This is a genomic window from Treponema saccharophilum DSM 2985 (genome assembly GCF_000255555.1).
GTDB classification, from domain to species: Bacteria; Spirochaetota; Spirochaetia; order Treponematales; family Treponemataceae; genus Treponema_D; species Treponema_D saccharophilum.
On the sequence record NZ_AGRW01000035.1, the window covers coordinates 16,771 to 43,228 of the forward strand.

23 protein-coding genes are annotated in these 26,458 nt (G+C 53.8%); 11 read left to right on the top strand and 12 right to left on the bottom strand.

Annotation, left to right across the window (positions count from 1 at the left end):
* Window positions 1–21: 21 nt before the first annotated feature.
* The 4 genes from dgcA to TRESADRAFT_RS02750 all read right to left on the bottom strand — a co-directional run bounded on the left by dgcA (window position 22) and on the right by TRESADRAFT_RS02750 (window position 4,801).
* Window positions 22–1,221 carry a diguanylate cyclase DgcA gene (dgcA, locus tag TRESADRAFT_RS02735; protein WP_002702626.1) on the bottom strand — a complete coding sequence of 400 codons (1,200 nt, stop codon included), beginning with the start codon at window positions 1,219–1,221 and terminating at the stop codon, window positions 22–24.
* Entirely contained in the window at window positions 1,208–2,797 is a 1,590-nt protein-coding gene (locus tag TRESADRAFT_RS02740; protein ID WP_002702627.1) for a DUF5312 family protein, read from the bottom strand. Before TRESADRAFT_RS02740 ends, dgcA begins: the two co-directional genes overlap by 14 nt.
* 85 nt (window positions 2,798–2,882) lie before the next feature.
* Window positions 2,883–3,908: a tRNA dihydrouridine synthase DusB gene (gene dusB / locus TRESADRAFT_RS02745; protein ID WP_040842189.1), complete on the bottom strand. Its 1,026-nt coding sequence runs from the start codon at window positions 3,906–3,908 to the stop codon at window positions 2,883–2,885.
* Between the two features lie 110 nt (window positions 3,909–4,018).
* Window positions 4,019–4,801, bottom strand: coding sequence for a TatD family hydrolase (locus TRESADRAFT_RS02750; protein WP_002702629.1), 783 nt, complete (start codon window positions 4,799–4,801; stop codon window positions 4,019–4,021).
* 431 nt (window positions 4,802–5,232) lie between these two features.
* Between TRESADRAFT_RS02750 and TRESADRAFT_RS02755 the strand changes: the two genes are divergently transcribed.
* The 4 genes from TRESADRAFT_RS02755 to ricT are packed head-to-tail and all read left to right on the top strand — an operon-like array spanning window position 5,233 to window position 8,215.
* On the top strand, window positions 5,233–6,270 hold the full coding sequence (locus tag TRESADRAFT_RS02755; protein ID WP_002702630.1) for a M23 family metallopeptidase: 1,038 nt from the start codon (window positions 5,233–5,235) through the stop codon (window positions 6,268–6,270).
* A 10-nt stretch (window positions 6,271–6,280) separates the two neighbouring features.
* Window positions 6,281–6,718, top strand: coding sequence for a bactofilin family protein (locus tag TRESADRAFT_RS02760; protein ID WP_002702631.1), 438 nt, complete (start codon window positions 6,281–6,283; stop codon window positions 6,716–6,718).
* 3 nt (window positions 6,719–6,721) lie between these two features.
* Window positions 6,722–7,267 (top strand): YaaR family protein, encoded by a 546-nt coding sequence (locus TRESADRAFT_RS02765; RefSeq protein WP_002702632.1) that lies wholly within the window; start codon window positions 6,722–6,724, stop codon window positions 7,265–7,267.
* A gap of 27 nt (window positions 7,268–7,294) precedes the next feature.
* Window positions 7,295–8,215 carry a regulatory iron-sulfur-containing complex subunit RicT gene (gene ricT / locus TRESADRAFT_RS02770; RefSeq protein ID WP_002702634.1) on the top strand — a complete coding sequence of 307 codons (921 nt, stop codon included), beginning with the start codon at window positions 7,295–7,297 and terminating at the stop codon, window positions 8,213–8,215.
* An 8-nt stretch (window positions 8,216–8,223) separates the two neighbouring features.
* Here ricT and TRESADRAFT_RS02775 read toward each other — a convergent pair whose 3' ends face one another.
* The 7 genes from TRESADRAFT_RS02775 to TRESADRAFT_RS02810 all read right to left on the bottom strand — a co-directional run bounded on the left by TRESADRAFT_RS02775 (window position 8,224) and on the right by TRESADRAFT_RS02810 (window position 17,529).
* Window positions 8,224–8,952 carry a class I SAM-dependent methyltransferase gene (locus tag TRESADRAFT_RS02775; RefSeq protein WP_002702635.1) on the bottom strand — a complete coding sequence of 243 codons (729 nt, stop codon included), beginning with the start codon at window positions 8,950–8,952 and terminating at the stop codon, window positions 8,224–8,226.
* A 169-nt stretch (window positions 8,953–9,121) separates the two neighbouring features.
* A complete protein-coding gene (locus TRESADRAFT_RS02780; protein ID WP_002702636.1) occupies window positions 9,122–9,448 on the bottom strand; it encodes a PG0541 family transporter-associated protein in 327 nt (108 codons plus the stop codon).
* Between the two features lie 108 nt (window positions 9,449–9,556).
* Window positions 9,557–12,841, bottom strand: a complete 3,285-nt coding sequence (locus tag TRESADRAFT_RS02785) for an efflux RND transporter permease subunit (protein ID WP_002702638.1) — start codon at window positions 12,839–12,841, stop codon at window positions 9,557–9,559.
* Window positions 12,842–12,904: 63 nt separating this feature from the next.
* Window positions 12,905–13,810 carry an efflux RND transporter periplasmic adaptor subunit gene (locus TRESADRAFT_RS02790; protein WP_002702641.1) on the bottom strand — a complete coding sequence of 302 codons (906 nt, stop codon included), beginning with the start codon at window positions 13,808–13,810 and terminating at the stop codon, window positions 12,905–12,907.
* 76 nt (window positions 13,811–13,886) lie between these two features.
* Window positions 13,887–15,269, bottom strand: a complete 1,383-nt coding sequence (locus TRESADRAFT_RS02795) for a TolC family protein (RefSeq protein WP_002702642.1) — start codon at window positions 15,267–15,269, stop codon at window positions 13,887–13,889.
* Window positions 15,270–15,325: 56 nt separating this feature from the next.
* Window positions 15,326–16,525, bottom strand: a complete 1,200-nt coding sequence (locus tag TRESADRAFT_RS02800) for a TetR/AcrR family transcriptional regulator (RefSeq protein ID WP_002702643.1) — start codon at window positions 16,523–16,525, stop codon at window positions 15,326–15,328.
* Between the two features lie 365 nt (window positions 16,526–16,890).
* Window positions 16,891–17,529 carry a tetratricopeptide repeat protein gene (locus tag TRESADRAFT_RS02810; RefSeq protein WP_159100022.1) on the bottom strand — a complete coding sequence of 213 codons (639 nt, stop codon included), beginning with the start codon at window positions 17,527–17,529 and terminating at the stop codon, window positions 16,891–16,893.
* A 148-nt stretch (window positions 17,530–17,677) separates the two neighbouring features.
* On the opposite strand from TRESADRAFT_RS02810, the gene TRESADRAFT_RS02815 reads away from it, so the two are divergent.
* The 3 genes from TRESADRAFT_RS02815 to TRESADRAFT_RS02825 are packed head-to-tail and all read left to right on the top strand — an operon-like array spanning window position 17,678 to window position 21,076.
* Entirely contained in the window at window positions 17,678–18,703 is a 1,026-nt protein-coding gene (locus tag TRESADRAFT_RS02815; RefSeq protein WP_002702645.1) for a P-loop NTPase, read from the top strand.
* A 21-nt stretch (window positions 18,704–18,724) separates the two neighbouring features.
* On the top strand, window positions 18,725–20,443 hold the full coding sequence (locus TRESADRAFT_RS02820; protein WP_002702646.1) for a hypothetical protein: 1,719 nt from the start codon (window positions 18,725–18,727) through the stop codon (window positions 20,441–20,443).
* A gap of 3 nt (window positions 20,444–20,446) precedes the next feature.
* The gene (locus TRESADRAFT_RS02825; protein ID WP_002702647.1) at window positions 20,447–21,076 is read left to right on the top strand and encodes a chemotaxis protein CheD; all 630 of its coding nucleotides are present in this window, start codon (window positions 20,447–20,449) and stop codon (window positions 21,074–21,076) included.
* A 174-nt stretch (window positions 21,077–21,250) separates the two neighbouring features.
* Here TRESADRAFT_RS02825 and TRESADRAFT_RS02830 read toward each other — a convergent pair whose 3' ends face one another.
* Window positions 21,251–21,733 (bottom strand): chemotaxis protein CheW, encoded by a 483-nt coding sequence (locus TRESADRAFT_RS02830; RefSeq protein ID WP_002702648.1) that lies wholly within the window; start codon window positions 21,731–21,733, stop codon window positions 21,251–21,253.
* Between the two features lie 157 nt (window positions 21,734–21,890).
* On the opposite strand from TRESADRAFT_RS02830, the gene TRESADRAFT_RS02835 reads away from it, so the two are divergent.
* From TRESADRAFT_RS02835 to TRESADRAFT_RS02850, 4 genes are read left to right on the top strand one after another with little or no spacing between them, the layout of a single operon-like run.
* The gene (locus TRESADRAFT_RS02835) at window positions 21,891–22,199 is read left to right on the top strand and encodes an STAS domain-containing protein (protein WP_002702650.1); all 309 of its coding nucleotides are present in this window, start codon (window positions 21,891–21,893) and stop codon (window positions 22,197–22,199) included.
* Window positions 22,192–24,312, top strand: coding sequence for a chemotaxis protein CheA (locus tag TRESADRAFT_RS02840; protein ID WP_002702651.1), 2,121 nt, complete (start codon window positions 22,192–22,194; stop codon window positions 24,310–24,312). The genes TRESADRAFT_RS02835 and TRESADRAFT_RS02840 overlap by 8 nt, the downstream gene beginning before the upstream one ends.
* Window positions 24,313–24,314: 2 nt before the next feature.
* Window positions 24,315–25,178, top strand: coding sequence for a CheR family methyltransferase (locus TRESADRAFT_RS02845; RefSeq protein ID WP_002702652.1), 864 nt, complete (start codon window positions 24,315–24,317; stop codon window positions 25,176–25,178).
* A gap of 3 nt (window positions 25,179–25,181) precedes the next feature.
* A complete protein-coding gene (locus TRESADRAFT_RS02850) occupies window positions 25,182–26,438 on the top strand; it encodes a protein-glutamate methylesterase/protein-glutamine glutaminase (RefSeq protein WP_002702653.1) in 1,257 nt (418 codons plus the stop codon).
* Window positions 26,439–26,458: the final 20 nt, after the last annotated feature.

Consider the following 26,458-nt stretch of genomic DNA (forward strand, 5'->3'; position numbering starts at 1 on the left):
CCGAACCGAAAATCCGCAACGCTACCGCTCGGGCTGGCTGTCCGCGTCGATAACCGAGGAGTCCGCAAAAGTGACGCGGTTCCGTCCGTTGCGCTTAGACATGTACAGCGCCTTGTCCGCCGAATCGACGAGCATTTTCGGGGAAATTCCCCCGTCGCGCGCCGGATTGAATTCGGCGACACCCGCGGAAATCGTCACGCGCACGTTCATTCCGTCGTAGCAGAAATCGTATTCCTCGATTTTCTTGCGGATTCTCTCGGCGACATTCATCGCTTCTTCGCCGCCCGTCCTGTCGAGCATCACGGTGAATTCCTCGCCGCCGTACCGCGACGCCATGTCCGTGTCGCGGATGTTCGAGCGGATGATGGACGCGACCGTCTGCAGGACGTAATCGCCGCACGCATGGCCGTAATTGTCGTTGAATTTCTTGAAGAAATCGATGTCGAACATAAGAACGCAGATTTTCGACTCGCCGCCGCGAACCGCAAGGTTCATCTTGTCGGAAAGTATATTGAAGAAATAGAACTTGAATTTGAGGTGCGTCATCATGTCCGTGGACGAGCGCTCGACGAGGGCGGCATTGTTGATTGCAATTGCCGCCAGCGACGACATGACGAGAATCTGCTCCTTGTCGTATTCGCTGTAATACCCCGAACTTTTCCCGCCGTCCGTGCCGATGTCGATTTTCTCGCCGAAAACGAGGACGCCCTCAAGATGCCCGCTTTGTATAAGCGGAACGACGAGCGACGTGCTGAGCGATTCGAGAAGGCAGATGTCGTTTTCCGCGTCGGCGCGCTCGCGTTCGGGAAGAAATGCCATGAGTTTTCCGCGCAGCTCCGCCGGAGAATAGACGCCGCCGTTCTTTTCGAGGAATTCGATTAGCGGGCTGTCCTCGTGGATTTTGAATTTATCGCCCGACTCGATGTCGAACCCGGTGTAGTTTCCGCCGAGATTGAACGAATCGGAATCAATCGTATCGCGGAGAAAAACGCCAGCGCTCAAAACGAGAAACTGCGCCGTGCAGCTGTCGAGGACGGACTGGATGAGCCGCTTGAATTCCAGCGTGGAGCAGAGCATCTGCGCGACTTCGAGGAGCTGCTGCAAATCGTAGATGCGCTTCTCGCACACATCGACGTATCCCTTGCACGCAAGGTTGTCGCAGTCGGGATTCGGTTTCCCGAACGAGATGTCGTTGAACATCAGTCTGTTATTCGTTCCCATCGTCCAGCTCCCCGATAATAGCGTAGTTCTTCATTATCTTGAGGAAACTTTTCCACGCACCGTGCTGCTGCTCAAGAAGCCCGGCTCCGTCCCTGTTTCTCGGCGAAGTGACGAGAACTTTTATGTTGGAAATCATTGCCGGCTTAGACTTCTTTGAATCGAGGATTATCTCGGAAATCTGCCTGTAGAGCGAATAGAAATTCTTCGACTCCTCCTGGATTATCTTGTGCGCCTGATTGTTTATGTTGTCCACGAGGGGGCCGAGCTTCTTGAGGAAATCGGCATCGCGGCGGCTGTCCTCGACAAGCCCGTTCACGTTCGCAATGTCGTTCGGCTGCCCGCGCTCAAACGAATTCTCGAACGCCTCTATTCTTCCGGCAGTCTCGGCACACGCGCTTATCGAGGCAGCGTAGTTCGATTTAAGCGCCGCGTCGTTGAAGAATCCCTCAAGCTCGATATTGCTCAGAATCGTGCGGACTTCCTCCGTGTAATACGTGCTGAGGAACGTCTTCATCGTCTGGAGCGGCGTTATCCACGCGAGAGAGTACGGCGTGTTCTTCCGCAGAAGGTCGTTCGTCTCCGAATCGTAATATTTTAGCGAGAGAAGCGGAATCTCCCCGAAAAGCTCCTTCAGCTCGAAGGAAATCGTATAGTCCTTTATCTCCGTCTTTATGCGCTGCTCGTCGGAATCGTACCGCCCCTGAACAAATTCGAGAAAGCGCTTGACCGCGTTCGAAGTGTACGAAGCTGTTTTCGGCTTGTGGGCGGGGTCGTTGTACGCGAGGCAGATGATTTTCCGGAGAGTCTCCGAATCGAGGAGCGTCGTCAGGACGGTGTTGATTTTCTGGAAGTTCTCCATCAGGGACGCCTTCTCGCTCTCGCTGATGGAATTCCCGTGCCTGACTTTCCGGAGCGCGATTACGGCGCGCGCGACAGACGAATTGAGCGAGAAATTGGACGTAAGATAGTAGAAATCCTGAAGATACGAGCCGATTGACGACGGCTTTACCAACTTCACGTTGCCGAGCGTCTGCGACGATATCCCGTCGAAGTTCGGGTCGAACGCGTGAATTATGTTCATGTAGTTGAAGCGGCATATATCGGAAAGCTGCGTGACCTTTGAAAGCGTCTCGTCGATTTTCCTGAATTCGACGCTGTGGACGCTCTTCAAAAGCTCGCCGAACGACCGCCGCTGCATCTCGAACGTCTTCGCGATGTCGTCGCCCGATTCCTCGACAAGCCGCTTTCTGCTCTCGTAGCTCAGCTGCTCGAGTTTTTTCTGAGTCTCATCCGGAAATCCGGTCAATATAAGCTGATATTCGTACCGTCCATTCTGCTGAAGGTCATCGCTGCAGGCCGTCGTCCTGAGAATTTCCTCGACAGGCTTCGTGTTCTCGTAAAGAATCCTGAACAGCTCCGCAAAATTGGGCTGGAGCATTTCGTTCTTGTATATCGAAGGCTGGCGGTTGCGCAACTCGCTTTCAATGCGACGGATTTCCTGCCGCTTCTTTACTTCAGGAGAGCCAGCCTTAAAAATAGATTCCAATATTTCTGTCAGCGTCTGAATGAAACTCATGGGTTTATTTTAGTTCAAAAAACAGATTCTGAAAACTGTAAAAAAAATCCGCCCGGACACAACATTCCGGAGCGGGTTTTCAATGCTAAAGATATTTTCCGAAAACGGCCCGGTACTCCTCGACCGTCGAAGATGCGACAATCTGCTTTCTGAGGGCAGCACCGCCGTCAATTCCCTTCGTGTAGGCGCAGAACCGCTTGCGGGATTCCCGGCAGGCGGCCTCCTCCCCGATATCCTCGACGAGAAGGGAAAGCTCGCGGAACCCGGCGCGGATTCGCTCCTCGACGGGAACGTCGATGTCAGTCCCATCGACGAGCAGATGTTTCGTCCGTGTGAATATGAACGGATTTCCCATCGCACCGCGCGCGAACATCACACCGTCGCATCCCGTCGTCTCAAGCATTCTCTTCGCGTCCTCGGGCGAGAACGCATCACCCGAGCCGAACACGGGAACAGTACCGCCCGTTTTCCCGTCGACGAGTTTCTTCAGCTCGGCAAGTATTCCCCAGTCGGCTTTTCCCTCGTAGCCCTGCGCCTTTGTCCGCCCGTGGATGGTGATTGCCGCGGCGCCTGCCGAGAGAGCGGCTTCGGCAGCCTCCCTCCACGTTATGCTCTCGGAATCCCAGCCCGAGCGGATTTTTACCGTGACGGGAACAGCGGCGCGCGCAGATTCGGAAACGGAGCGGACGACTGCGCGGACGACGGAATACAACCGGTCGGGGTCACGCGTAAGCGCGCTTCCGGCTCCCGTCTTCACTATTTTTGGAACGGGGCAGCCGCAGTTTATGTCGATGCACTCCGCGTCCGTCTTTTCGATGACGATTTTCGCGGCGTCCGCCATGACGTCCGGAGTCCCGCCGAAAATCTGCACGGCGTACGCCTTCTCGTTTGGGGCGCGGCGCATGAGGATTTCCGTCTTCTTGTTGTTCCTCGTCAAAGCCTCCGCGCTGACCATCTCCGTGTAGGCGAAATCAGCGCCGCACTCAAAGCATATCGAGCGGAACGCCCTGTCGGAATATCCGGCGACAGGCGCGAGGAAAATATTCCCGCCAAGCTCAAGCGAACCGATTCTGACGGGATGATAAAGCGATTTTTTCTCGTTGTTTTCCATAAATATACAAATGATGCGCATGGAAAAATCCACGGGCATCCGTCACATTGAAAATCTCCGCCTGATGCAGACCCGAACGGAAATTCCGTACAGGAAGTTTCCGGAGCCGCTCACTCGGGAAGGCGGAAAATCCGGCAGCTGTTCTTCCATACCTGCTCCGCGATTTCCTCAAGCGGCGAGTCGAGCATCTCCGCGAGGAATTTCGCGGTGTAGACGATGTATTCCGGCATCGAGCGCTTCTTCTCCTTCACCTGCGCGGGAATCATGAACGGGCTTTCCGTCTCGAGGAGCATACGCTCGCGCGGGATGTTCATCACCGTCTCGTGAAGATTCCGCGCGTTCTTGTACGTCAGGTTTCCCGCAAAAGAGAAATAGACGTCAAGCCCGGCATCGAGGCATTCGAGCGCGTACGCGGCGTTCTCGTCGTAGCAGTGGAGAATTGCGCCCGCAGGAGGAATCTTCTCCTTGAGGATGTTGAGGACATCCTTTCCGGCGTTCCTGTTGTGGATTATCACGGGAAGGTCGAACCTTCTGGCAATCTCAAGCTGGGTGATGAAAAGCTCAATCTGGCTCCGCTTGTCGCCGAACTGCTTGTAGTAGTCAAGCCCCGTCTCGCCTATCGCGACGACATTCGGCAGCTTTGCGCTTGACTCGATTATCCCAATCCAGTCTTTTCCCGGATTCGTGACCTCGACTGGCGCGACTCCGACAGCGTGGTAAACGCCGGAAACATTCTTGAGAACGGGATAGACCTTCTTGAAATCCCGAAGGCTGTTGTTGATGCTTACGATGCGCGTCACCCCAACCCGCTTTGCTTGCTGGACAACGCGCATCTCCTCAATAGGGTTCTCGTTTATGAGCCCTATGTGCGCATGAGTATCGAAAAATTGCATTGCTTTCTTCCAAATAAAAAAATGACAAAAAAAGGTAAGAATAAGACCAAAATTCGGTCGATATGCGACATGAAAGATAGCACAAGAAAATTTATATGTCAAATTAAGGAAAGCGCTGCTTTTTTTTCAGGAGAAAAACACGGTTCCCGCCGATGTTTTATGCAAACGGTGTCATATCGAAGCCGGGCGGCAAAAAGTTGCCGGAAAGGCTTATTTGTTGGCAACGGGAGAAAGCGCGTTATAATAGACTTGCTCTGAAACTGTAGTTTCCGAACAGGTTTAATCAAAACGAAGCGGGGAAAACCGCCGTCTGATTTGCCTTTCGTTTTCCATCCGGCGATTTTTTATGATGCGCTTGTTCCGGAAGCTTCGTGTAGTTTGACACTGTTTCAAACGGCATGATAGAATAAAATGTTTCGGAGAACACTAGATTGGCAAAAGCACGTCATTATAAAAGACTTGAGAAAAATGCGGTTTCCTCGCTCATAGGTTTTGTCCAGCGGGGATTTGGGCTGCTCGGAAAAGGCATCCTGAAATTTTTCCACGCATGCGACAGCAAGCTGACAATCATGGTCGTCCCACACTCAAAGGGGAAGGTCGTGAATTTCCAGACAAATGCATTTGCGCTGGTGTTCGGAATCCTGCTCATAATCGGAATCGTCGCATCTTTTATCTATTTTAAGCGTCAGGATTCGGGGATACGGGACGAGCTTGCGCGCGCGACAAAGGAAAACCGTGAGCTTCTCGCAAGTTTTGACGAGCTGCGCGACGAGAACAACAACGTCCTCCAGTCCGCGAAGAGATTCAAATCATCACTATCGCAGACGCTTTCGCTCCTCGGCCTCAACCAGTTCAACCAATCAAAAAACGTCGCGAAGAATTCGAATTCCAGCAGCGACTTGAATTCACTTTTCGACACGCAGGAGACTGTTTCCGGAACGACGAAGGAAGTCGCCGACATGAAGCAGCTTTCGTCTTATCTTGAGAGCGCAATCCAGCCGATTGAGCAAATCGGAAAGATGCTCGAAAGCCAGGAGACGCTTTTCACCGACATCCCGAACATCTGGCCGATAAAGGGCGGAATCGGGCATATCTCGCAGCAGTTCGGGCAGAACAGGCATCCGATTACGGGCGTCTGGTACATCCACAAAGGGCTGGACATCTCCACATACAGGCAGGGCGACGGAATCATGGCGACGGCGAACGGCCAGGTCGTAACGGTCGCGTACGATTCCGGATTCGGAAACTACGTAATCATAAAGCACAAGCACGGAATGTACACGCGGTACTGCCACATGGCGACAATCAAGGTAAAGAAAGGTCAGTTCGTCAGCCAAAGGGATGTCATCGGGACAATCGGGAACACGGGACTTTCGACAGGACCGCACCTCCATTACGAAATACACATCGGCTCCGATGTCGTGGACCCCGCAAAATACGTGAACATAAAGCTCACGAACCAGAAATAGGTCGGCGCGTATGGGATTTCTTACCGACGACATATCAATAAACACGATTCTCGGCGAAGGCTCGTTCTTTTCCCAGAAACTGCAGATAAAGGGAAACGTCAGAATCGAAGGCGATGTTGACGGAGACATCAACGCGACGGGAAATGTGTTCATTGGCGAAAAAGCGCGCATAAAAGGCGACATCAACGCGGAATCTGCCGAGATTTACGGTATCGTCCTCGGCGACATCGTTGCCCCGGGCGGAATCAAGATTTTTTCCACCGCCGCCGTAATCGGGGACATCTGCTCGAAGAAAGTTCAGATTGCGATGAAAGCAATTTTCCACGGGCACTGCATCTCACACAAGGATGAGGAAGCATACAAAAAATCGAAGGAAGCGCACGAGTCAGAGCAGGCTGTGCTTGGAAACAAAATCGGAGGATACCGTTCCGGCGTTTTGGGCAGTTGAGAAATGGGAATCGAGAACGTAGGAATACAGAATCCGCAGTCGCTTTATTTCGCGGCAATCCAGTCATCGGCGCAGCAGGCGGCAAAGCAGACAAAAAAAACGGCACGGAACCCGATTCTCGCGCGATTCTCTTTCGCGGACACGCTCCAGCGCACGAAGGAAGAGGCGCAGCTCGTTGCGGACGGGCTTCCCGCGGAGCTTGCTGGAATGGACGAGGAAAGCGCAATCGTGTTCCTCAAAGACGAGGCCGACATTGCGAGCGACAAGCTGAAGGAAAGCCAAAGCCCGGAGAACATCGAGAACTACCGCAAAAAAATCGGGCAGTTCCTCAAATACATCGAAAAGAACAACTTCGAGGTAATAGAAAAGCGGCGGTTCGGAAAGAACAGGCGCGGAATGAAATTCCAGCCGTACCATCAGATTCAGATAATCAACCAGAAACTGAACAACCTCGCCTCCGACATGCTTTTCAACCACAGCAAAAACCTGAATCTTTTGGCAAGGCTTGAGGAAATCAACGGAATGATTGTGGATTTGATTGCTGCCTGAACAGCAAAATTGAAACGGAGATTGCGAATGAGCGACATTTTTGAACAGGAATACACAGAGAACGAGGATATATCGCAGCTTGAGGACGATTATCAGAACTATCCGTCAAGCGACTATTTCGTCTGCCCGGACAACCTCTACATCGCGAAACTCGAATATTCGAGCGAGGGCGTCTACGTCACTTCCGACGGGAAAAAGAACATCGAGAGCGGGACGAAAGTGATAATCCAGACGAGATACGGGCGCGACCTTGCGTTCGTTCTCGGAAAAATAAAGCGTCCGGTCGGCGTCAAGCAGAACGAAATCGTCCAAATCGACAGGATTGCGACGGACGACGACCTCAGGCGGTATGCGGAGCTTGCCGGCAGAGAAAGCGAATCGTTCAAGATTTTCAAGGAAAAAGTCGCGCTCCACAACCTCGACATGAAGCTGATTGCCGTCCATTTCCTTCTCGACGAGCCGAAAGCGCTCTTCTTTTTCTCGAGCGAAAACCGCGTCGATTTCAGGGAGCTCGTAAAAGACCTCGTAAGCGTCTTCAAGATGAGGATAGAGCTCAGGCAGATTGGCGTGAGGGATGAAAGCAGAATTACCGGCGGGCTCGGCGTGTGCGGAAGGCCGTACTGCTGCCATTCGATAAGCGACAAGCTTCCGCCCGTCTCCATAAAAATGGCGAAGGAGCAGAACCTCTCGCTCAACTCGATGAAGATAAGCGGCCAATGCGGCAGGCTCCTCTGCTGCCTTTCGTACGAATACAACTGGTACGCCGAGGCGCGCAAAAACCTTCCGAACGAAGGTCTCCATATTTTCTATGACGGAACGAATTTCAGGCTTACGGACGTGAATCCGCTGACGCAGGTGATAAAGATGCTCGGCGAAGACGGGCGTCTCCTTGAGATTCCCGCAAAGCGGTTCCAAAAAGAAAACGGGAAATGGCGGGTCACGAACTGACGAGACCTTTAGGAGAGAACCGCGACGACAGAAGGGCTTTCCGATGACAAGGGACGGCGCGCGAAATCGGCGAAGAATTCGATGGTACCGAACCCCGCACCGCGCGCAAGTTCCAGTATCTCAGCGCGCGTTATTATCATGACGGGAACATCGACGGAGACGGGATAAATTCTTCCGTTTCCGGTCTCGATGCTTTGCGCGAGGAACCATTTTCCGTCACGGGAAACGATTTCCGAATCGAGCCTGACGCGGATGCTTCCCCGCGACGGGAGCGAAATCCGGCTTTTTCCGGCGGAATCCTCAAAATTCGGGATTGAGAATATGAGCTTTCCGCCGTCGGAGAGAAGGTTCCTGCAATCGAAGAAAAACTTTTTCATCAGAACTTCGTCATGCGTCAGAATAAGCCTGTCATTCAGAATCGAGATGATGTTGTAGAATCCGCGCCCGAGAAAGCGCGACATCTCAAGAGACGACATCTGAAAGAAGCGGATGGACATCAGCTGCGTGCGCCTGCGCCTGTTCGCCGACTCGAGAAGCGGCGGTATAGTCTCGATTCCCGTGACGTCCGCGCCTTCAGTGGACAACTGGTGCTCGAAAAATCCCGTCCCGCATCCGATTCTCAGATACTTCACAGGCTTGACAAATGCAGCCGATTCCTCGGCAAAAAACTTTTTCTGATCAGGACTGACTGGAAAAAGCTCATCATAATATTCAGCAATATTTTCCAAAAATTCCATGACGAAATTATACGGCACAAAACCGCATAAATCAAAACAACCTTGAAAAAACCTTCACGGAACATTAAACCGTTTCGGAATGACGCGGGTAGAAAGAAAGACGGACACAAAAAAAGCGGAAACAGAACGCTGTCCATTTCCGCATTTTTGACGCGCAGTCAGGGAGTCGTCACACTTCCTCGGACTGGCTCACGAAGCAGGCGATTCCCTCGCCTATGTACTGGAGCCGCAGCTGCTCGACGATTTCGATTATCTTCTTCGCATCGTCGTCTGAGCAGTAGATGATGTACATCATGTTGAGCTGCGGCCAAATCGCGTCCCCGAGACGCGGGTTCGAGTAGCCCGCCCCCATCACGCCCGCGATTTTTGTGTACCGCGCCGCGACTTCCCGCTCCTTGAACAGTTGGGCGAAATCCTCCTCGATTGCCTGCGAGAATATTATCTCCACCCTCTTCTGCACGCCCGCGTGAATTTTTATGTTCTCAACGTATCCCATACATTCCTCCTTGCACGCCGCCCGAACATACATTCCGGGCAGATTAAAAACACGGGAACGGAAACGCGATTTCCGCGCGCCATTCCCGCCGGCATCGCTCAAGTCTAATCATATACCCGCGCCGATGTCGTTGTAGCGCTCCATCAGTTTCTTCGCCTTCGCCAAATCCTTCGCCTTCTTGCGCTCGAATTTCGCGCGGGCGATATCCTCCGCCGTCTTTTCGAGCGAAACCTTCACGGTTCCGTCTTTCGGGACGGGAAGGCCGAGCTTGGCGGCGCGCTTGGCAGCTTTCTTGAGCCTGCGCGCGTTGAAAATATAGTAAATCGTCGGCATGAGGAACAGCGTCATCAGCGAGCCGAACGTCATTCCGCCGAAAACCGTGAGCGAAATCGGCTGCATCGAGCGGGAACCTTCGCCGGGGAAGAACGCCATCGGTGCGAGCGAAATGACGGTCGTGAGCGTCGACATGAGAATCGGGCGGAGGCGGTTCCGCGCCGCCTGGACGCACGCGTCCTCAAGCGCATATCCGCGCTTTCTGAGCAGGTTCGTGTAATCGACGAGAACGATTCCGTTGTTGACGATTGTTCCGACAAGGACGAGCACGCCCATTATCGTGACGACGTTCAGCTGGTTTCCCGAAATCAGGTAGATTGCGATGACGCCGATGAACGAAAGCGGAATCGTGAGGATGACGATGAACGGGTCGAGCAGCGACTCGAACTGGCTTGCCATGACGGTAAAGACGAGGAATGCCGCGAGGATGATTATCATCCCGAAATTCCGCACAGCTTCCATCATGTCCTCCATCGCGCCCGAGTAGTTTATCGAAACGCCGTCGTCGAGGAGGATGTTCTGCGAAATCGCCTTCTCCACCTGCGCCTGGACATCGCCGATAGAAAGCCCCTCGACGGGTTTCGCCGTTACGTGGATGATTCGCGCCTGGTTCTCGCGGAAAATCGTGACGGGGGCTGTCGTCTGCTCGTAATGCGCGAAACTTGAGAGCGGAATACGCAAGCCGCTAGAAGTCACCATCGAGATTGAGTCGAGGTCGGAAAGCTTTGCGCGGTCCTTCTCGGAAATTCTGACGACGACGTTGATGTCGTCACCGTTCTTTGTGAAGCGGGACGCCGTCGTTCCGCTTATGACGCCCGCAATCTCGTTGCCGACGGAATACACGCTCAGTCCGAATTCCTGCATTCTGTCGCGGTCGAATATTATCTCCGCCTGCGGAAGTCCGTCCTCCAAATCGGAAGAAACCTCCGTGACCCAATCGCCGAGCTTGTATTTGAGAAGTTCCTCCACGGCTTTCGCGGTCTCCATGCACTTGTCGAGGTCGTCGCTCTTTATGTTCACGGAAACGCCCGACGAGCCGCCCGCGCTGTTCGCGTTTGTTCCGAACGAAAGGTCTGCGCCCGGGAACATCGTGAAATACTTCCTTAGCTTCGCCTTCGCCGTTTTCTCGCTGTCCCATCCGGCAAGGCGCTCCTTCGGCTCGTGGAGCGTGAACGTGACCGTTCCCGTGTTCGTCTCGGCAGATGAGGAGATGAACGACGTTCCGCCGACTGCGACGGTCGTGTATTTCACGCCCTCAAGCTCCTTGAGCGCCATCGCCTCGAATTCGCGCATCATGTCCTCGGTAATCTCAAGCCGAGTTCCCTGCGGAAGCTTGAAATCGACCGTGACGGAGTTCGCCGCCGATTCCGGCATGAAGATGAAGCCGACGACGGGAACGGAGAAAATCGAAAGGAAGAAAAGCGCGATGATTGCGAGAATCGATATAAGCTTGTGATGAAGGACGAACGAAACGCCCCTCGCGTACTTGTCGTCGAGCCTGTCGAAGAAATTGTTGAACGCCCTGTTCACGCCGTACGAGATTCCCGACTGCTTTTTCGCGAGCTGCTTCGTCACGAATTTCGAGCAGAGAACGGGAACGAGCGCGATTGCGACGATGAGCGACGACATGAGCGAGAAGATTATCGTCCACGAAATGTCGTTGAACATCTGCCCCATAAGCCCGAGCTTGCTCTTGAAGACGAGCATCGGGAGGAAGATGCAGACGGACGTGAGCGTCGAGCCGGTTATCGAGGAGACCATCTCCTGCGAGCCGAGGACGGCAGCCACGCGCGGTTTGGTGTCGCGCTCGATGTACGAGTAGATGTTCTCGAGGACGACAATCGAGTTGTCGACGAGCATTCCTATTCCGAGGAGAAGTCCCGCCATCGAAATCATATTTATCGTGATTCCGCGCAGGTACATGCACAAAAGCGTTATCATCACGGAAATCGGAATCGACAAGCCGACGATGAGCGTCGATTTTATCGAGCGGAGGAAGATGAACAAAATCGCGATTGCGAGAAGCGCGCCCTGGACGACCGACATGACGACCTCATTTATCGTCTGCGAGATGATGTCCGTCGTGTTCGACGTCTCGAGGATTTCTATGTCAGAAGGAATCTCCGTCTTGAGCTTCTTGAGCGTCTTCCTGACGTTCTCGGCTGCCTGCACGGAATTCTTTCCCGACTGCTTCTGGATGTTTATCATCACGCACGGCTTCCCGTCGAGATAGGCGAGCGTCGACTCGTCCTTGAAACCTTCGTAAACGTCCGCGATGTCGCGCAGGCGGATTGTCCTCGGCATAGAGTCGGAGCCGACTTTGTAGGAGATGACGGTGTTCCGCAAATCGTCGAGCGACTTGTACTTTCCGTCGTTCTTTATCGTGTAGTTCGTGTCGCCGGACGTAATCGTTCCGCCGGAGCTCTGTATGTTCTGCACGCCAATCATCTGAGCGACAGACGAAATCGTAAGCCCGTACGCCTCGAGCCTGTCGCGCGGAATATCGACGTTTATCGATTTCTCGCGCCCGCCCGAAACGTTTGCGGATGCGACCCCGTCAATCTGCTCAAGCCGGGACTCTATCGTGTCGTTCGCGAACGCGCGCAGCTCCTCTGGGGTGCGGCTTCCGCGGAGCGCGAGCGTCATTATCGGCATCATCGACGGGTCCATCTTTATCGTAATCGGGGAATCCGCGCCGTCGGGCAGGAAGTTCCGCACCAAATCGATTTTGTCACGGACGTCGCCGCCCGCCGCATCGAGGTTCGTCCCGAAATTGAATTCGAGGATTACGAGCGAAATTCCCGCCATCGAGCGCGACTGGATTTTCTTCAGCCCGGAAACGCCGGAAAGCGAGCTTTCGAGCGTCGACGTAAGCCCCTGCTCAATCTCCTCCGGTCCCGCACCGTCGTATGAGGTGTAGACGAGCATGTACGGGAGGTCCATATCAGGATACATATCGACCGGCAGCTGCGTCATGCAGAACGTCCCGAGAATTATCATCAGGACGAACACGAGCATCGTCGTGACCGGTTTGTTCACGCATTTTTCAGAAAACGTCATAAAAACAACTCCACCAAATCCTAAAAAAACGCGGCAGAAAAGAACTATTCCTGCCGGAACACATCAGTTCATTATGTTGACTTTCGAGCCGTCGTTGAGAAGCGACATTCCCTTCACGACAATCTCGTCGCCGGCTTCGATTCCCTTCGTTATCTCGGTCATGTTGTCCACGGAAAGCCCGATTGATACGGGAACGAGCCGGACGGAAGATTCTTTTCCGGCACGCCCGCCCGAGACGACGAACACGTACGGCTTGTCGTCTCGCGTGACGACCGCCCCGGACGGAATAACGATTGCGTTCTTCACGCTTTCGGTGACGAGCTTGACGCGGGCGTACATTCCGACTTTGACGCGGCTGTCGGTCTCGTTGAAGCGCAGCTTGACCTGCATCGTGCGCGTCATCGTGTCGAGCACGGGGCTGACCTCGAATACCGTCGCCTTGAATTCGACTCCGGGATACGCGTCGAACGTCACAATCGCAGTCTGGTTGTTCTCAATTCTCGAAATGAACCTCTCCGCGATGTTTATCTTTATCTCAAGGTCGTCAGTCTGCGCGACGGTCGCGACGCTTGCAGCCTGGGAGACAGTCGCGCCGACAGTTGCGGGAAGAGCGGTCACGCGCCCCGATATCGGCGATTTCACGGGGCTTGCCGAATAGTTGTATCCCGCGCGCGACGCATCGACATACGCGATTACCTGGTCCTTTTTCACGGTGTCGCCGACGGATACGAGCACGCGGCTTATTTTCCCCGCCATGTCCGGCATGACGGCAACCGCGTTGACGGAAGCTACGTCCCCGCCGAATTCAAGATAGTCGTCGAGATTCCCCTCGCCCGTTTTATACGTGTTTACGGCGAAAATCTGCTCCGCCTCAAAAGCCTCCTCGGCCTTCGCGGATTTTTTTCCGCCACAGCCGACCAACGAAACGGCGAGCGTCGCCGCTGCAAATCCGAACAAAACCTTTTTCATAATTCCTCCAATTTTCTTTTCGATAAACCCGCCCGGAACGCAAATTTCCGAACGGAGCCGACAACGGCGCGCACCATCACTCCGAAAGCGGCGTGTTCAGCGTGTTCTCCAAATCCATGAGCGCGGAAATATAGCTGTACTTCTGGTTCAGGAGCCCGAGCTTCGCCTTGTTCAGCGATTCCTCCGCGTCGCGGAGGTCGAGCAGCTCCGTCATTCCGTTCCGGTACGAGCGGTACGTCGCGTCGTATGCGCGCTGCGCGAGCGTCACGTTCCGCCCCATCGCGTCAATCTGCGCCTTCGCCTGATTGAGCGTGTCGACCGCCTTCCTGACCTCGACTTTCTGGTTCTCGCGGAGCGTCTCCATCGTAAGCTCAAGCTTCGCGATATTCGCCTTCAAATCCTTCGCCTGCTGCCTGTTCGACGACCACGGAAGCATGTTCGTCACGTTCCACGCGAGCGTGAGAGAAAGCGATCCGGAATCGTACCACTCGTCGTCATTTCCGATTCCCTTGTAGAAATGGAACGCGCCGTCGGAGCCGATGTACGCGGGCTGCCATCCGTAGTTGAGCGAAAGCGCCGGCGTCCACGTCGCGATGTCGAGCGCGCTGAGGTTCATCTTGAGGACATCGACCTGACCTTTGAGCGCGCGTATGTCCAAATCGTTCTCGCCGTAGTTGTCGATAAGCGTCGCGACATCGGTGTCGATGTATTTCGGCTCAATCGTCCCCTCAAGTTTTATCCGCGTCCCGACCGGCATTCCGAGCAGGAACGCGAACGTGTCGAGGCTCTGGATGAGGCTCTGCTCCGCCGACTCGACATCCGGCTTCGTGTTCTGGTAGTTAACCTGCGTCTGGAGAAGGGAAAGCTCCGGAATCGCGCCCGCCTTGTAGCTTGTCTGCGCCTGGACCATGCGCTGCCGCGCGTTCTCGAGCGTCGCCTTTTGGATTTTCAGGTTCTCCTGCTGGAGGAGAAGCCCGTAGAAAAGCTTCTTTATGTTCAGGATGGTGTCCTTCTGGCTTTGCTCCCAAGAAATTTTCCCGTTCTCGTACTCGGCTTTCTTCGCGCGGATTTGCCAGATATATGCGAGCGACAGGTTGAGGCTGGCGGAAACAGTGCCGACTGCCGCCCAATGCTCCTCCTCGTCGACAAAATCGGTCTTCAAACCGCCCGACATCGCGGCACTGCTCGGAGAGTATTCTGTCGAGCGGCTCATCGTTCCGGAAACGCTGACCGACGGAAGAAACACGTTCCACGAATATTTCGCGGCTCGCGCCTTCATCTCAAGGTCGATATCGTTGCTTTTGAGCGTGCGGTTGTTCGCCATCGCATATTCGACAGCCTGCTCTAGGTTTATGGAAACAGTCTCCAAATCCGTCGTGCTGTCAGACTGAACCTGCGCCGTTGCCAGATTTCCCAACGCGGCAGAAAAAAGAATCGCCGCACAGACTTTTCTAATCATATGACCTCCATATTTTTTTTATAAACAACGTTCCTACATCTCAGTTCAGGGCGTTCCTACTTTATCCCGAACTGCATGAAGCCGAACATCTCGTCCACAATCCCGCGCAACTCTTCCTCGCGAAGCCCGAATTCGTCGTTCTTGAAAACGAGCGAGATCGGAAGAAGCCCGCTCCAGTATGAAATCAGCTCCGGAAGGAAACGGAAACCGAGGTCGATTTTGTCGCACTCCCCGGTCATGTGCATCCGCTTTTCCCAGACGTTCATCACCTCGATTTCCTTCTCGCCACTGTCCTCGCTCGACGTCCGCAGAATCCAGCCGCAAATGGGAAGGAGCGACGGCCGGCAGAGGAAATAATTCAGCTCAGTGTGCATCGAAATGTAGATGAACTCCGAGAAATTCCTCGCCTCAATCGAATTCTCCCGCACAAGCTCGACGAGAACCTGGAATTCGCGGTCGATGAGCTTCCTGACCATGTGGTTCTTGTTGTCGAAATAGAAATAGAGGCTGCTCTTCGCCATGCCGAGCTCCGAGGCGATTTTCTCCACGGTCACGTTCGGAAGCCCATCGCGCCTGATTACGGAAGCGAGCGCGGTGAATATCCTGTCCTCGTCCGGAAAAACGTTCGCGTCGATTCTGCAAAGCTCAAGAAGCTCCTTCCGCCGCCCGTCGTCAATCGGAACGGGAAAAAGGACGTCCCCTTCCCTCGCGAACGACGCGAACCCGCCGTTGAGGAAGTTCCAGAGCTTCTCGGGAAAATCGCCGCACCCGACAGCCCCCCTGAGCATTCCCTCGCGCACTTTTATGAAAAAAAGAATCGCGGTCGAGCAGAAGAAAATCTCCGAATTCTTATGCACGCCGGAAATCTCCACCCCGCATTCGGAGCATTTTTTCGAAACGACATGCCTGCAAAGGTCGCTGAAATTGCAATCGTAGGAAAACTGCACGATGAAATACGAGATAAGTTCAGGATGGCTGACGAAAAACTCCACAGCGTTTATGAATATCGCCTTGAAAAACGGAATGCCGCCTTCCTCGGAAATTCGCCGCCCCTCGTCGAACCTGTCCGCGATGAGATTCATAAAATGGTTCCTCATCTCCTCGACAAGCGCGCCCTTGCTCGAAAAATGCCTGTAGATTGCCGGCTTCGAAATGCCGACCTTCTCCGCCAACTGACTGAGCGAAAAATCGACATTGCGCGAGTCGCCAAAGAAATTGAATGCCTCTTCAAGAATCAGCTCTTTCGTAGTACCCATACAATGTTACCGTCCGTTCGGTAACATATTAACAACAAACAGGAACAATCGTCAAGGCGGTTGCGGTTGCGGTTGCAGGGGATTTTCGCGACATGTTTTCCTGCTTTATGGACGCAACCGTTCGACCGCGAGCCGCGGAGGCGGCGCGCTCCTTTGGGGGATGGCGAATGTGTGCTTTTCTGAAGGGCGACATGTTTTTCTGCTTTGTGAATGCGAAGGTTGCGGTTGCGGTTGCATTGTTTTTTCGCGACATGTTTTTCTGCTTCGTGGATGCAACCGTTCGGCCGCGAGGCGCGGGGGCGGCGCGCTCTTTTGGGAGATGGGGCGCGTGAGTTTTTTTGGGGAACTTGGTTTTTGCGAGGGGGTTACATGCCGGCGCGGGCGCGGAAATCGTCGAGGTTCTCGCATTTCAGGCGTGCGGCTTCGGCGAATTCGGCTTCGGCGGAATCCGTGTCGCCGGAAAGGGCGAGCGCGACGGCGAGGTTTGCGCGGATGACGGCTATTTTCGGCTCGGCTCGGGCGGCCTTCGTCAAATCGGCGACGGCTTCGGAATATTTTCCCGATGCGATTTTCAGGGCGCCGAGGCTTGCGTACGCCTCGCCTTTCTCGGGATTCAGCTCGACGGCGCGGGCGTACGAGCGTTCGGCGGAAGCATCGTCGCCAATCTCGCGGTACGTGCGGCCGAGCTGGACGAGCATCCTGTAATCGGGCTTCAGAGCGAGCGACTCCTCCATGTACGGAATCGCGGATTCGAAATCGCCCTCGGTCATGCAGATGTTCGCTATGAAATTCAGAATCGTCTCGCGGGAATAATTGCTTTCCTCGTCGAGAGCGCGCTTGAAAAGGCTGACGGCGCCGTCGTAATTTTTCTGGCGCGCCGCCGCCATCGCATCGTGGACGGTGGAGTCGCCCGGCTTCGCGCAGGAAGCGAGAGACACGCAGAGAGAAATGAGCGCGGCGACCACAAAAACTGATGACGATTTTTTTCCATTTGCCTTTTTCATGACGAGCATTAAACCACGAATCGCAATCGAAAATAACCCCCGCGGAACGATTTCGCGCGGTCGGCGAAAAAAGACAGTCGGCGCGCAGGAAAAACGCGGGGTAAAAATCATTGGACTTTTAAAAAGCACTCCTTTATACTTGCAGATTATGATGAATATTCTTCCCATCGCAAGCGGGAAAGGCGGCGTCGGCAAAAGCAACATCGCGGCGAACCTTGCGATAAATCTTGCACAAAAAGGAAAGAGGGTTGTTCTCGCGGACATGGATTTTGGCGGCGCCAATCTCCATACGCTTCTTGGGCTGAAAAACAACCACGCCGGATTGGGAAATTTCATCTACAAGCAGACATCGGATTTCTCGGAGCTTCTGCAGGAAACGGGAATCGAGAATCTCAGGTTCATCGCGGGGGACTGCCTTTATCCGGGCACGGCGAACATCGACACGCTGACGAAGCAGAAGATAATCAGGAAAATCGGCGAAATCGACGCGGATTTCGTCATCCTCGACCTCGGCGCGGGAACGACTTTCCACACGCTGGATTTCTATCTTCTGACATACAATTCGATAATTGTAACGACGCCCGAGCTTACGTCAATTCTGAACGCGTACTCGTTCCTGAAGGCGGCGGCGTTCCGGTTCTTCATGAGGCAGTTCAAGGCGAGAAGCCCGGAGCGGAAATTCATCGACAAATACCTCAGGGAAAGCGAGTCGGGGATGGAGGCATCGTTCCTCGACATGGTTTCGAGAACGTCCGCGGAATTCAGGGATTCGGATTCAATCGCGAAATCGATAGACGAACTGAAAAAGTACCGCCCGCAGGTTATCCTCAATCAGGGGGAAACGACCGACGATTTGGAGATGGCAAAACGGCTCCGCTCGCTCGTGCACAAAAAGCTCGGCATCTCCATCGATTTTGTCGGCTTCGTCAGGAAGGACAGCCGGATAAGCCTTGCGGTCGCGTCGAGAACGCCGCTTTCCATATCCGACCCGGAATGCGAGTACGTTCAGTCGATAAGAAGCGCGGCCGACAGGATTCTCCAGCACACATACGAATACAACGAGCTGAACGAATTCACGGAAAACAACATGTTCGACAACGACTTCAGCGAGCAGACGGACAAGGACATTGAGGTTCTGTCAACGGAATTCTCAAAACAATATTCTGGCGAATAAAACACGCAAAGGAGCGAATATATGGAAATAAGTGAAACACTTTCAAAAATCAATGCAATCAGCCTGAAATCGGAGCAGATTTTCCTTCAGCTTGGAAATCTCTTTCCCTCCCTGCTGAACAGAGACGGGGGAACTTCGCTCCAGACGCTCGGCGGAATGTTCAGTTCTTTCAGCGAAAGCGACAACAACACGAAAAACAAAGAGCAGGAGATATTCACAAACTACGCCGCGAAATACGACCCGCTTTTCAACCAGCTGAACGAGAAAATCGAGGACCTCAAAAAGCTCGACAAGATGATTGCCGAGATTAAGGAAGATTCCGAGCAGATGGAGCTTATCGCCCTCAACGCGATGGTCATCTCGATAAAGTCGGGCGAAAAAGGCCAGGCGTTCTCGAGAATCACGGAAAACCTCCAGAGGCTTTCAAACGACATGAACCTCTTCGCGGGAAAACTGAGCGAGGAGGAGGCGCAGCTTCTCGCGCACATCAACACGCTCAAGGATATCTTCTCGGGGATTCTCGACGCGCAGAAAAAGCTTTCCGACAAAGGCTCGTCCGGTTCCGCCGATGTGAAGAACCTCATCTCGAGCGTGTCGGAGCCGATTTCGACTATGAACGTCTCAATCAATTCGATTTACCCGCCCATCCAGAAAGCGATGGAGGGAATGCAGATGCAGGACATGATACGACAGGCGCTCGACCACGTTCAGAAATGCGTCAAGGAGCTTGACAACTCGACGCGCCCCGCTCAGGGAAGCGAGGAGGAGCTCGACTACGTCTGCTTCAACATCTCGATTTACCAGCTCTGCGAGGAAGTCCTCAAGGACATCAATTCATACGTCACGAACAGCATGTCGATGTTCGACAAGAACTGGGCGAAAGTAATCGAGACGCTCGACGACGTTGAGATGCAGAAGAACAACTTCGAGTCGAAATACCTCAGCGAATCTTCGTCAAACATCGACAACATCGAAAAAAGGCTCGGCGCGATAATCGACAACTTCCAGTCGATGATGGGCGAATTCAACACGTACCATCTCGTACAGAAGGATTTGCTCCACACGTGCCAGAACATCACGGAGCGCGCGCGGATAATCTACGCGGTGTTCGACAACCTCCGCCCCGTCATGAGCCGACTCCACCACGTCAGAATCCTCCAGCAGATTGAGGTCGCCAAGAACGACGCAATCAAATCGGTCCAGGATTCCGTCACGGACATGGACAACCTCATCAGCTCGGCAAACAAGACGCTCGACCTCATGCAGGCAATCCTCGAATCGTTCATCGCGGACACAAGCTCGATGCTCTCGACGTTCACCGTGTCAATCTCGAAGGACAACGAGAACATGGTCTCGCTCAGGAAGGAACGCAATTCGTTCTTCGACGAGCTCAAGAACGGGCAGAGCCTCATCTCGTCGATAATCCAGAACTTCACGGTTTTCCCGGACGGATTCCAGCAGAAATGCGTCACCGTCCAGCAGAACCTCCAGAACCTCAAGGGAATCAGCGACGAGCTGAACAGCTTCGTTTCCGCTATGAAGAACGAGGAAATCGCGCTCGTGCAGAAGAAGAATTCGCTCATGGGCCAGAAGGGAATATCGAACTGGCAGATACGGAACACGAAATTCATCGAGCTGATAGACAAATTCACGATAACGGCGCACAAAGAGGCTGCCGGCAAAATCGGCGGGTTCAGCATCGAGAAGGGCGCCGCATCGGGTGACGTGACACTCTTTTGATACATGAACAAATACTTCGACAACCACTTCCGCAAGGAAGTCGTTACGATTTATCCAGGGGAGTTCTACTCCACCGCCGGAAGCGAGATGATTTCGACCGTCCTGGGCTCCTGCGTCAGCATCGTGCTTTTTGACGAGGAGAACGGCGTCGGCGGAATCAACCACTTCATGCTTGCCAAGGACTCGAAAGCCGAGGCAAACGCGGCGGCGTATTCCGTCGACAGGATGCTCGGGAAATTCGGAGAGTACGCAATCGACCTGCTGATTGAGGACATTAAGAAAAAAGGCGGGCTTGTCGAGAACTTGGAGGCGAAGGTTTTCGGCGGCGGGAACATATTCAACCTCCCGAACGTGGAGTCGCAGGTGGGAAACGTGAACAGCCGGTTCGCGTTCGAATACCTTCAGAAGCTGAATATTCCCGTCGTCAAATCCGACACCGGCGGAACGCTTCCCAGAAAGATTTTCTTTGACCCGATAACGCGGAAAGTCTTCATGAAATACATCGACAACCACAAATCAGACGGCGAAAAATGCGACGATTTCATCGAGAACCTAGGGAAACAGGAGGCGGAGCTTGCCCGCAAAATCGGCTCCGGCATCCAGCTCAAAGCCGTGAAAGACCTCTTCAAGTAAGGCGGGAAAAATTCTCATTTTCCGGACGCGGACGCGCTCAGCGCTATTTTCTTTTCTTCCGGCGCATACACGATTTCCAGCGTGATTCGGAACGCCAAATACATGGATGCTGAAAAGAGTTCAGCATGACAGAATTATAATCAGCAGCTTTTCCGACAGACCAAAATTCAAAAATCAGATGCCGGCTTTCTCCGCCTTATCGACATCGGACTCAATGAAGCGGAGGATTTTGTCTAGGTCAAGGACGAGGATGAATTCATCACCGCGCCTCGCGACGGCACGGACGAACTGGCTCTGCCCTTCCGGAATTCCGTACGACGCGCTTCCCGCCTGAATGAAGGAAAGCCCGCTCACGACATCGACGGAATCGGCAATTATCGCAATCTCGATAGGCTTCTCGTTGTTTCTCGGAATCTCAAGGTCGATTACCGACGTTTCGGAAAGTTCGTCCGACGGATTGAAGCCGAACAGCTTCCTCAAATCGATTATGGACACGACGGAACCGCGGATGTTCATGACGCCCCTCAGATAGCCGAGCGAATTCGGCACCGGCGTCAGCGACGTGAATTCGAACACTTCCTTCACATACATAACGGGAACGGCAAACATTCCTTTTCCGAGCATAAACGAGAAATAATCCGCGTTTCTATTGTCCATCAGCAATTCCTTATTCGTTTGACTTCAAAAAAATCATAGCTTAAAATTGGATTCATTAGGCATGTGCGGAAAAAGCGCCCGCATCGCGCGTTGAATTTCCGAACGGCTTCATTATAAATCATTGCCCTTCAAAAAGATATAAAAAAGGAGTTTTCGAATGGCGGTCGAGACGGTCAAATGGCATGGAACAGCAGGAATCGAACAGGCGCATATGCTCAGGGACGAGCTTCTCGGCGCGTTCGAAAAAAGTTCCGAAATCCGCCTCGACATATCGCAGGTCGAAGACATCGACATAACGGGAATCCAGATAATAGTCTCGGCGCGAAGGGAAGCCGAGAAGCAGGGCAAAGAATTCTATATAAAAGGAAAGATTCCGCAAGCGATAAAGGACTTCATCTCGGCGAGCAGCGTAACCCTTGATGAGTACATTCTGGAAGACGGAAGCCCGGAGGAAGAAAATGCTTGAACAACTCAGCTCGGTATTCTTCGACGAAGCCAACGAGCTTCTGGACAACCTTGAGGAGCAGCTGCTGGCGTTGAGCGACAATCCGGGAGATTCGGAAACTATAGCCGCCGTCTTCAGGGCGATGCACACGATAAAAGGCTCGTCGGCGATGTTCGGCTTCAACGAAATATCGTCATTCACGCACGAGGCGGAAAGCGCGATGGATCAGGTCAGGAACGGAATCATTCCCGTAACGCCGGAGCTCATAACGCTGCTGCTCAAAGCGCGCGACCACATCCGCTCGCTGCTCGACGCGGGAATGGAAGTCGCGCCGGAAATCCACCAGCTCAGCGAGAACCTGATTCTCGAATTCAAAGTCTACGTCCAGAAAAACGGCGGAAACGTAAACGACCCGCCGCCGCAGACAAAAAAAATCGAAAAGCCGAAACACGACGACAAGGCGACGACGTGGAGAATCAAATTCCGCCCGTCAACGACGATAATGCAGAACGGAACGCGCCCGGAGCTTCTCATAAAGGAGCTTACCGAGCTCGGAACGGCGACCGTCGTCCCGTTCTACAACGACCTTCCGCCGCTTTCCGAGATGGACAGCGAGCTCTGCTATTTTTCATGGGACGTCATCCTCACGACATCGAAGACGAAGAACGACATCGAGGACGTTTTCATCTTCCTCGACAGCGACTCGAAAATCGAAGTCGATAAAATCGACCTTCTTCCCGGCGAGAACAACAAAATCGGCGAAATTCTCGTCTCGCGGAAAGACGTCTCGCAGGGAGACGTGGACGAGATTCTCAGCGCGAAAAAGCAGCTCGGCGCGATGCTCGTGGACAAAAAAATCATATCGGAGGAGCAGGTCCGCTCCGCGCTCGCCGAACAGCAGCACTTGAAATCGCTGAACTCGAACGGGCAGGCGCAGCAACAGGCGGGAACGCAGAGCACGACATTGAGGATAAGCTCCGCGAAACTCGACCAGCTCGTCGATTTGGTCGGGGAGCTCGTCACGTTCAACGCGCGGCTCGACCAGGAGGCGGTGCGGACGGACAATCCCACATTCAAGAACCTGAGCGAGCAGTGCGACAGGATTGCGGTGATGATGCGCGACATTTCGATGGGGCTCCGCATGGTTCCGGTGGGGACGCTCTTCCAGAAATTCAAGCGCACCGTATACGACCTTTCGACGCAGTTGGGAAAGCAGGTCGAGATGGTGACCGTCGGCGCGGAAACGGAACTCGACAAGACGGTAATCGAAAAGCTCAACGACCCGCTCCTCCACCTCATCAGGAATTCCGTTGACCACGGCATCGAAATGCCCGCGGAACGGCACGAAGCCGGAAAAAGCGAGACGGGAACGGTCACGCTTTCGGCGAAGCACGTCGGCGCGTTCATAAACATATCGATTCGCGACGACGGAAAGGGGCTCGACCGCGACGCCATCCGCGACAAGGCGATTCAGAAAGGGCTTATAAAGGAAAACGAAACGCATTCTGACGAGGAGATTTTCAACCTCATATTCCAGCCGGGGTTCTCCACGGCAAAGCAGGTCACGTCCGTTTCCGGGCGCGGCGTCGGGCTTGACGTCGTAAAAAAAGATTTGGCGACGCTCGGCGGAACGGTCGGAATCGAGTCGAAGCGCGGGAAGGGAACGTCGTTCATACTTAAAATTCCGCTGACGCTCGCAATCATCGACGGAATGCTCGTCACAATCGGCGGGACGACATACATAATTCCGCTGAACACGATTTCGGAATGCCTCACGTCGAGCATCACGCAGGAGCAGATGGACGCAACATTCATCACGACGCAGAACCACGGAAAGGATTTGGTTTCGATAAACCTACGCAAATTCTTCAAAATAGAGGAACCGCTTCCCGACCATCAGGAAATCGTTTCCGTTTACGATGGCGATGATGTGTTCGGGCTTGTCGTCGACAAAATACTCGGGAGCCAGCAGACGGTCATAAAGCCGCTCGGAAACCTCTACCGGAACTGCACGGGAATCAACAGCTCCACGATACTCGGGGACGGGGCGGTCGCGCTCATACTCGACGTGTTCCAGCTGACATCGCTTATAAAATCGCATCTGAAGAAGGGCGAAAGCCCCGCGGCGGAGTAAAAATGGGCGCAGAATTCCTCAAAAAACAAGCAGAGCTAACGGACAAGCAGTTTCTCAAAATCGCCGACTTCATACAGAACAACGTCGGGATAAAGATGCCGGAGCAGAAAAAGCTCATGGTGCAGTCGCGCCTGCAGTCGCGCCTCAAAGCGCTCGGAATGGAATCGTTCGACGACTACATCGCGTACGCGTTCTCGACCGGCTCCCATTCCGACGAGGAAATCGCGCTGATGATTGACGTCATAACGACGAACCTCACGAGCTTTTTCCGCGAGAAGCAGCATTTCGACAGCATGATGACGACGATTCTTCCCGAATTCGCCAAGAACGGATTCAGCAAAATCGACATATGGTCGGCGGCGTGCTCAAGCGGGCAGGAACCCTACACGCTTTCAATCGTCATGAGCGAGTATTTCCGCACGCACCCGGGCGCTTTCTCGGACTTTTCGATTCTCGCGACGGACATCTCATCGCGGATGCTCGAGAAAGCGGAGAACGCCGTATACACGATGGACGACGTCGAGGACCTTCCGTTCGACATGAAGAAACGGTATTTCCTCAAGTCGAAGGACGAGGCGGCGCAACAGGTGCGGGTCAAGCCGGAAATCAGGAAAAAAGTCAGGTTCGAGCGGCTGAATTTCATGGATTCGTCCTACCCGATTGAGACGGACAAGCACATCATATTCTGCAGGAACGCGCTCATATATTTCGACAAGCCGACGCAGGAAGCGGTTATAAGAAAGCTTATCGAGCACCTTATTCCCGGCGGATACCTTTTCCTCGGCCATTCCGAGACGATTTTCGGGATGAATCTTCCGCTGAGGAATGTCGGTCCGACGATGTTCAGAAAAGAAATCGAGAGGTGAGACATGCCTATAAAAGTTTTGATAATAGATGATTCTGCGCTCGCGCGGCAGACGATAACGGAAATTCTCAATTCTACGGAAGAAATCAAGGTCATCGCCACGGCTCCCGATCCGATTATAGGCGTCCGCAAAATCAGGGACGAGCGCCCCGACGTCATCATTCTCGACATTGAGATGGCGCGCATGGACGGGCTTACGTTCCTCAAAAAGATGAACGAGACAATCGACCCGATTCCGTGCGTCATCTGCTCCACGCTCGTCGAGAAAGGCTCGCGCGAATCGCTGAAGGCGCTCGAATACGGCGCGGCGGAAATCATCCTCAAGCCGTCAATCGGGACGAAAAAGTTTCTGGAGGAATCGAAGATAAAGCTCGTCGAGGCTATAAAATCGGCGAACAGCTGCCAGGGAAAAATCAAGCAGCTCATCCCGTCGCAGGCGAAAATACATTCGCAGGCAGTCTCCGACGACATCCGCGTCACCGGGCGCAAAGTCGAGCAGCAGAAGATTCCGCAGTTCGGGCGCGTGAAAAGCAGCCAGAACGACGACATTCAGGAGCTTGAGGAAATCGACGACGTTCCCGTGTTCCCGAAAATCCCGGATTTTTCGGGCGGAATACAGCCGAAACTCACGGCGGACGTCATCCTCGAAAAGCCGAACCCGTTCCAGGCGCCCATCGACACGACGGACACGGTTGTAATCGTCGGCGCGTCCACGGGCGGAACGGAAGCACTCAAGGATTTCCTGACGGCGCTTCCGGAAGACTCGCCGGGACTTGTCATCGTGCAGCACATGCCGGAGCATTTCACGGCATCGTTCGCGCAGAGGCTGAATTCGCTTTGCAGAATCGCGGTTCACGAAGCGGAGGACGGCGACATGGTTCAGCGGGGGCAGGCGCTCATCGCGCCCGGAAACCACCACATGCTCCTGAAACGCCAGGGCAAGGACTACTATGTCGAGATAAAGGACGGTCCTCTCGTCTCGCGCCACAGACCGAGCGTAGACGTTCTTTTCAGAAGCGCGGCACGGTACGCGGGAAAGAACGCCATCGGAATCATCATGACGGGCATGGGCGACGACGGCGCGAAGGGAATGAAGGAGATGCACGACGCGGGTTCCTTCAACATCGCGCAGGACGAGGCGACGTGCATCGTCTACGGAATGCCGTGCGAGGCTGTCAAAGCCGGTGCCGTCGACAAGATAGTGCCGCTTCAAGACATCGCACAAACAATGCTGAATAATGCTAGAATGAGAAAATCATAATTTGCGCAGAAAAGGAGAAA

Bases quoted from the DNA above. Each gene is read 5' to 3' on its own strand.
- dgcA (WP_002702626.1), bottom strand. From the start codon at position 1,221: ATGGGAACGAATAACAGACTGATGTTCAACGACATCTCGTTCGGGAAA.
- TRESADRAFT_RS02740 (WP_002702627.1), bottom strand. From the start codon at position 2,797: ATGAGTTTCATTCAGACGCTGACAGAAATATTGGAATCTATTTTTAAG.
- dusB (WP_040842189.1), bottom strand. From the start codon at position 3,908: ATGGAAAACAACGAGAAAAAATCGCTTTATCATCCCGTCAGAATCGGT.
- TRESADRAFT_RS02750 (WP_002702629.1), bottom strand. From the start codon at position 4,801: ATGCAATTTTTCGATACTCATGCGCACATAGGGCTCATAAACGAGAAC.
- TRESADRAFT_RS02760 (WP_002702631.1), top strand. From the start codon at position 6,281: ATGGGATTTCTTACCGACGACATATCAATAAACACGATTCTCGGCGAA.
- TRESADRAFT_RS02765 (WP_002702632.1), top strand. From the start codon at position 6,722: ATGGGAATCGAGAACGTAGGAATACAGAATCCGCAGTCGCTTTATTTC.
- ricT (WP_002702634.1), top strand. From the start codon at position 7,295: ATGAGCGACATTTTTGAACAGGAATACACAGAGAACGAGGATATATCG.
- TRESADRAFT_RS02775 (WP_002702635.1), bottom strand. From the start codon at position 8,952: ATGGAATTTTTGGAAAATATTGCTGAATATTATGATGAGCTTTTTCCA.
- TRESADRAFT_RS02780 (WP_002702636.1), bottom strand. From the start codon at position 9,448: ATGGGATACGTTGAGAACATAAAAATTCACGCGGGCGTGCAGAAGAGG.
- TRESADRAFT_RS02785 (WP_002702638.1), bottom strand. From the start codon at position 12,841: ATGACGTTTTCTGAAAAATGCGTGAACAAACCGGTCACGACGATGCTC.
- TRESADRAFT_RS02790 (WP_002702641.1), bottom strand. From the start codon at position 13,810: ATGAAAAAGGTTTTGTTCGGATTTGCAGCGGCGACGCTCGCCGTTTCG.
- TRESADRAFT_RS02795 (WP_002702642.1), bottom strand. From the start codon at position 15,269: ATGATTAGAAAAGTCTGTGCGGCGATTCTTTTTTCTGCCGCGTTGGGA.
- TRESADRAFT_RS02800 (WP_002702643.1), bottom strand. From the start codon at position 16,525: ATGGGTACTACGAAAGAGCTGATTCTTGAAGAGGCATTCAATTTCTTT.
- TRESADRAFT_RS02810 (WP_159100022.1), bottom strand. From the start codon at position 17,529: ATGAAAAAGGCAAATGGAAAAAAATCGTCATCAGTTTTTGTGGTCGCC.
- TRESADRAFT_RS02815 (WP_002702645.1), top strand. From the start codon at position 17,678: ATGATGAATATTCTTCCCATCGCAAGCGGGAAAGGCGGCGTCGGCAAA.
- TRESADRAFT_RS02820 (WP_002702646.1), top strand. From the start codon at position 18,725: ATGGAAATAAGTGAAACACTTTCAAAAATCAATGCAATCAGCCTGAAA.
- TRESADRAFT_RS02825 (WP_002702647.1), top strand. From the start codon at position 20,447: ATGAACAAATACTTCGACAACCACTTCCGCAAGGAAGTCGTTACGATT.
- TRESADRAFT_RS02830 (WP_002702648.1), bottom strand. From the start codon at position 21,733: ATGGACAATAGAAACGCGGATTATTTCTCGTTTATGCTCGGAAAAGGA.
- TRESADRAFT_RS02835 (WP_002702650.1), top strand. From the start codon at position 21,891: ATGGCGGTCGAGACGGTCAAATGGCATGGAACAGCAGGAATCGAACAG.
- TRESADRAFT_RS02840 (WP_002702651.1), top strand. From the start codon at position 22,192: ATGCTTGAACAACTCAGCTCGGTATTCTTCGACGAAGCCAACGAGCTT.
- TRESADRAFT_RS02845 (WP_002702652.1), top strand. From the start codon at position 24,315: ATGGGCGCAGAATTCCTCAAAAAACAAGCAGAGCTAACGGACAAGCAG.
- TRESADRAFT_RS02850 (WP_002702653.1), top strand. From the start codon at position 25,182: ATGCCTATAAAAGTTTTGATAATAGATGATTCTGCGCTCGCGCGGCAG.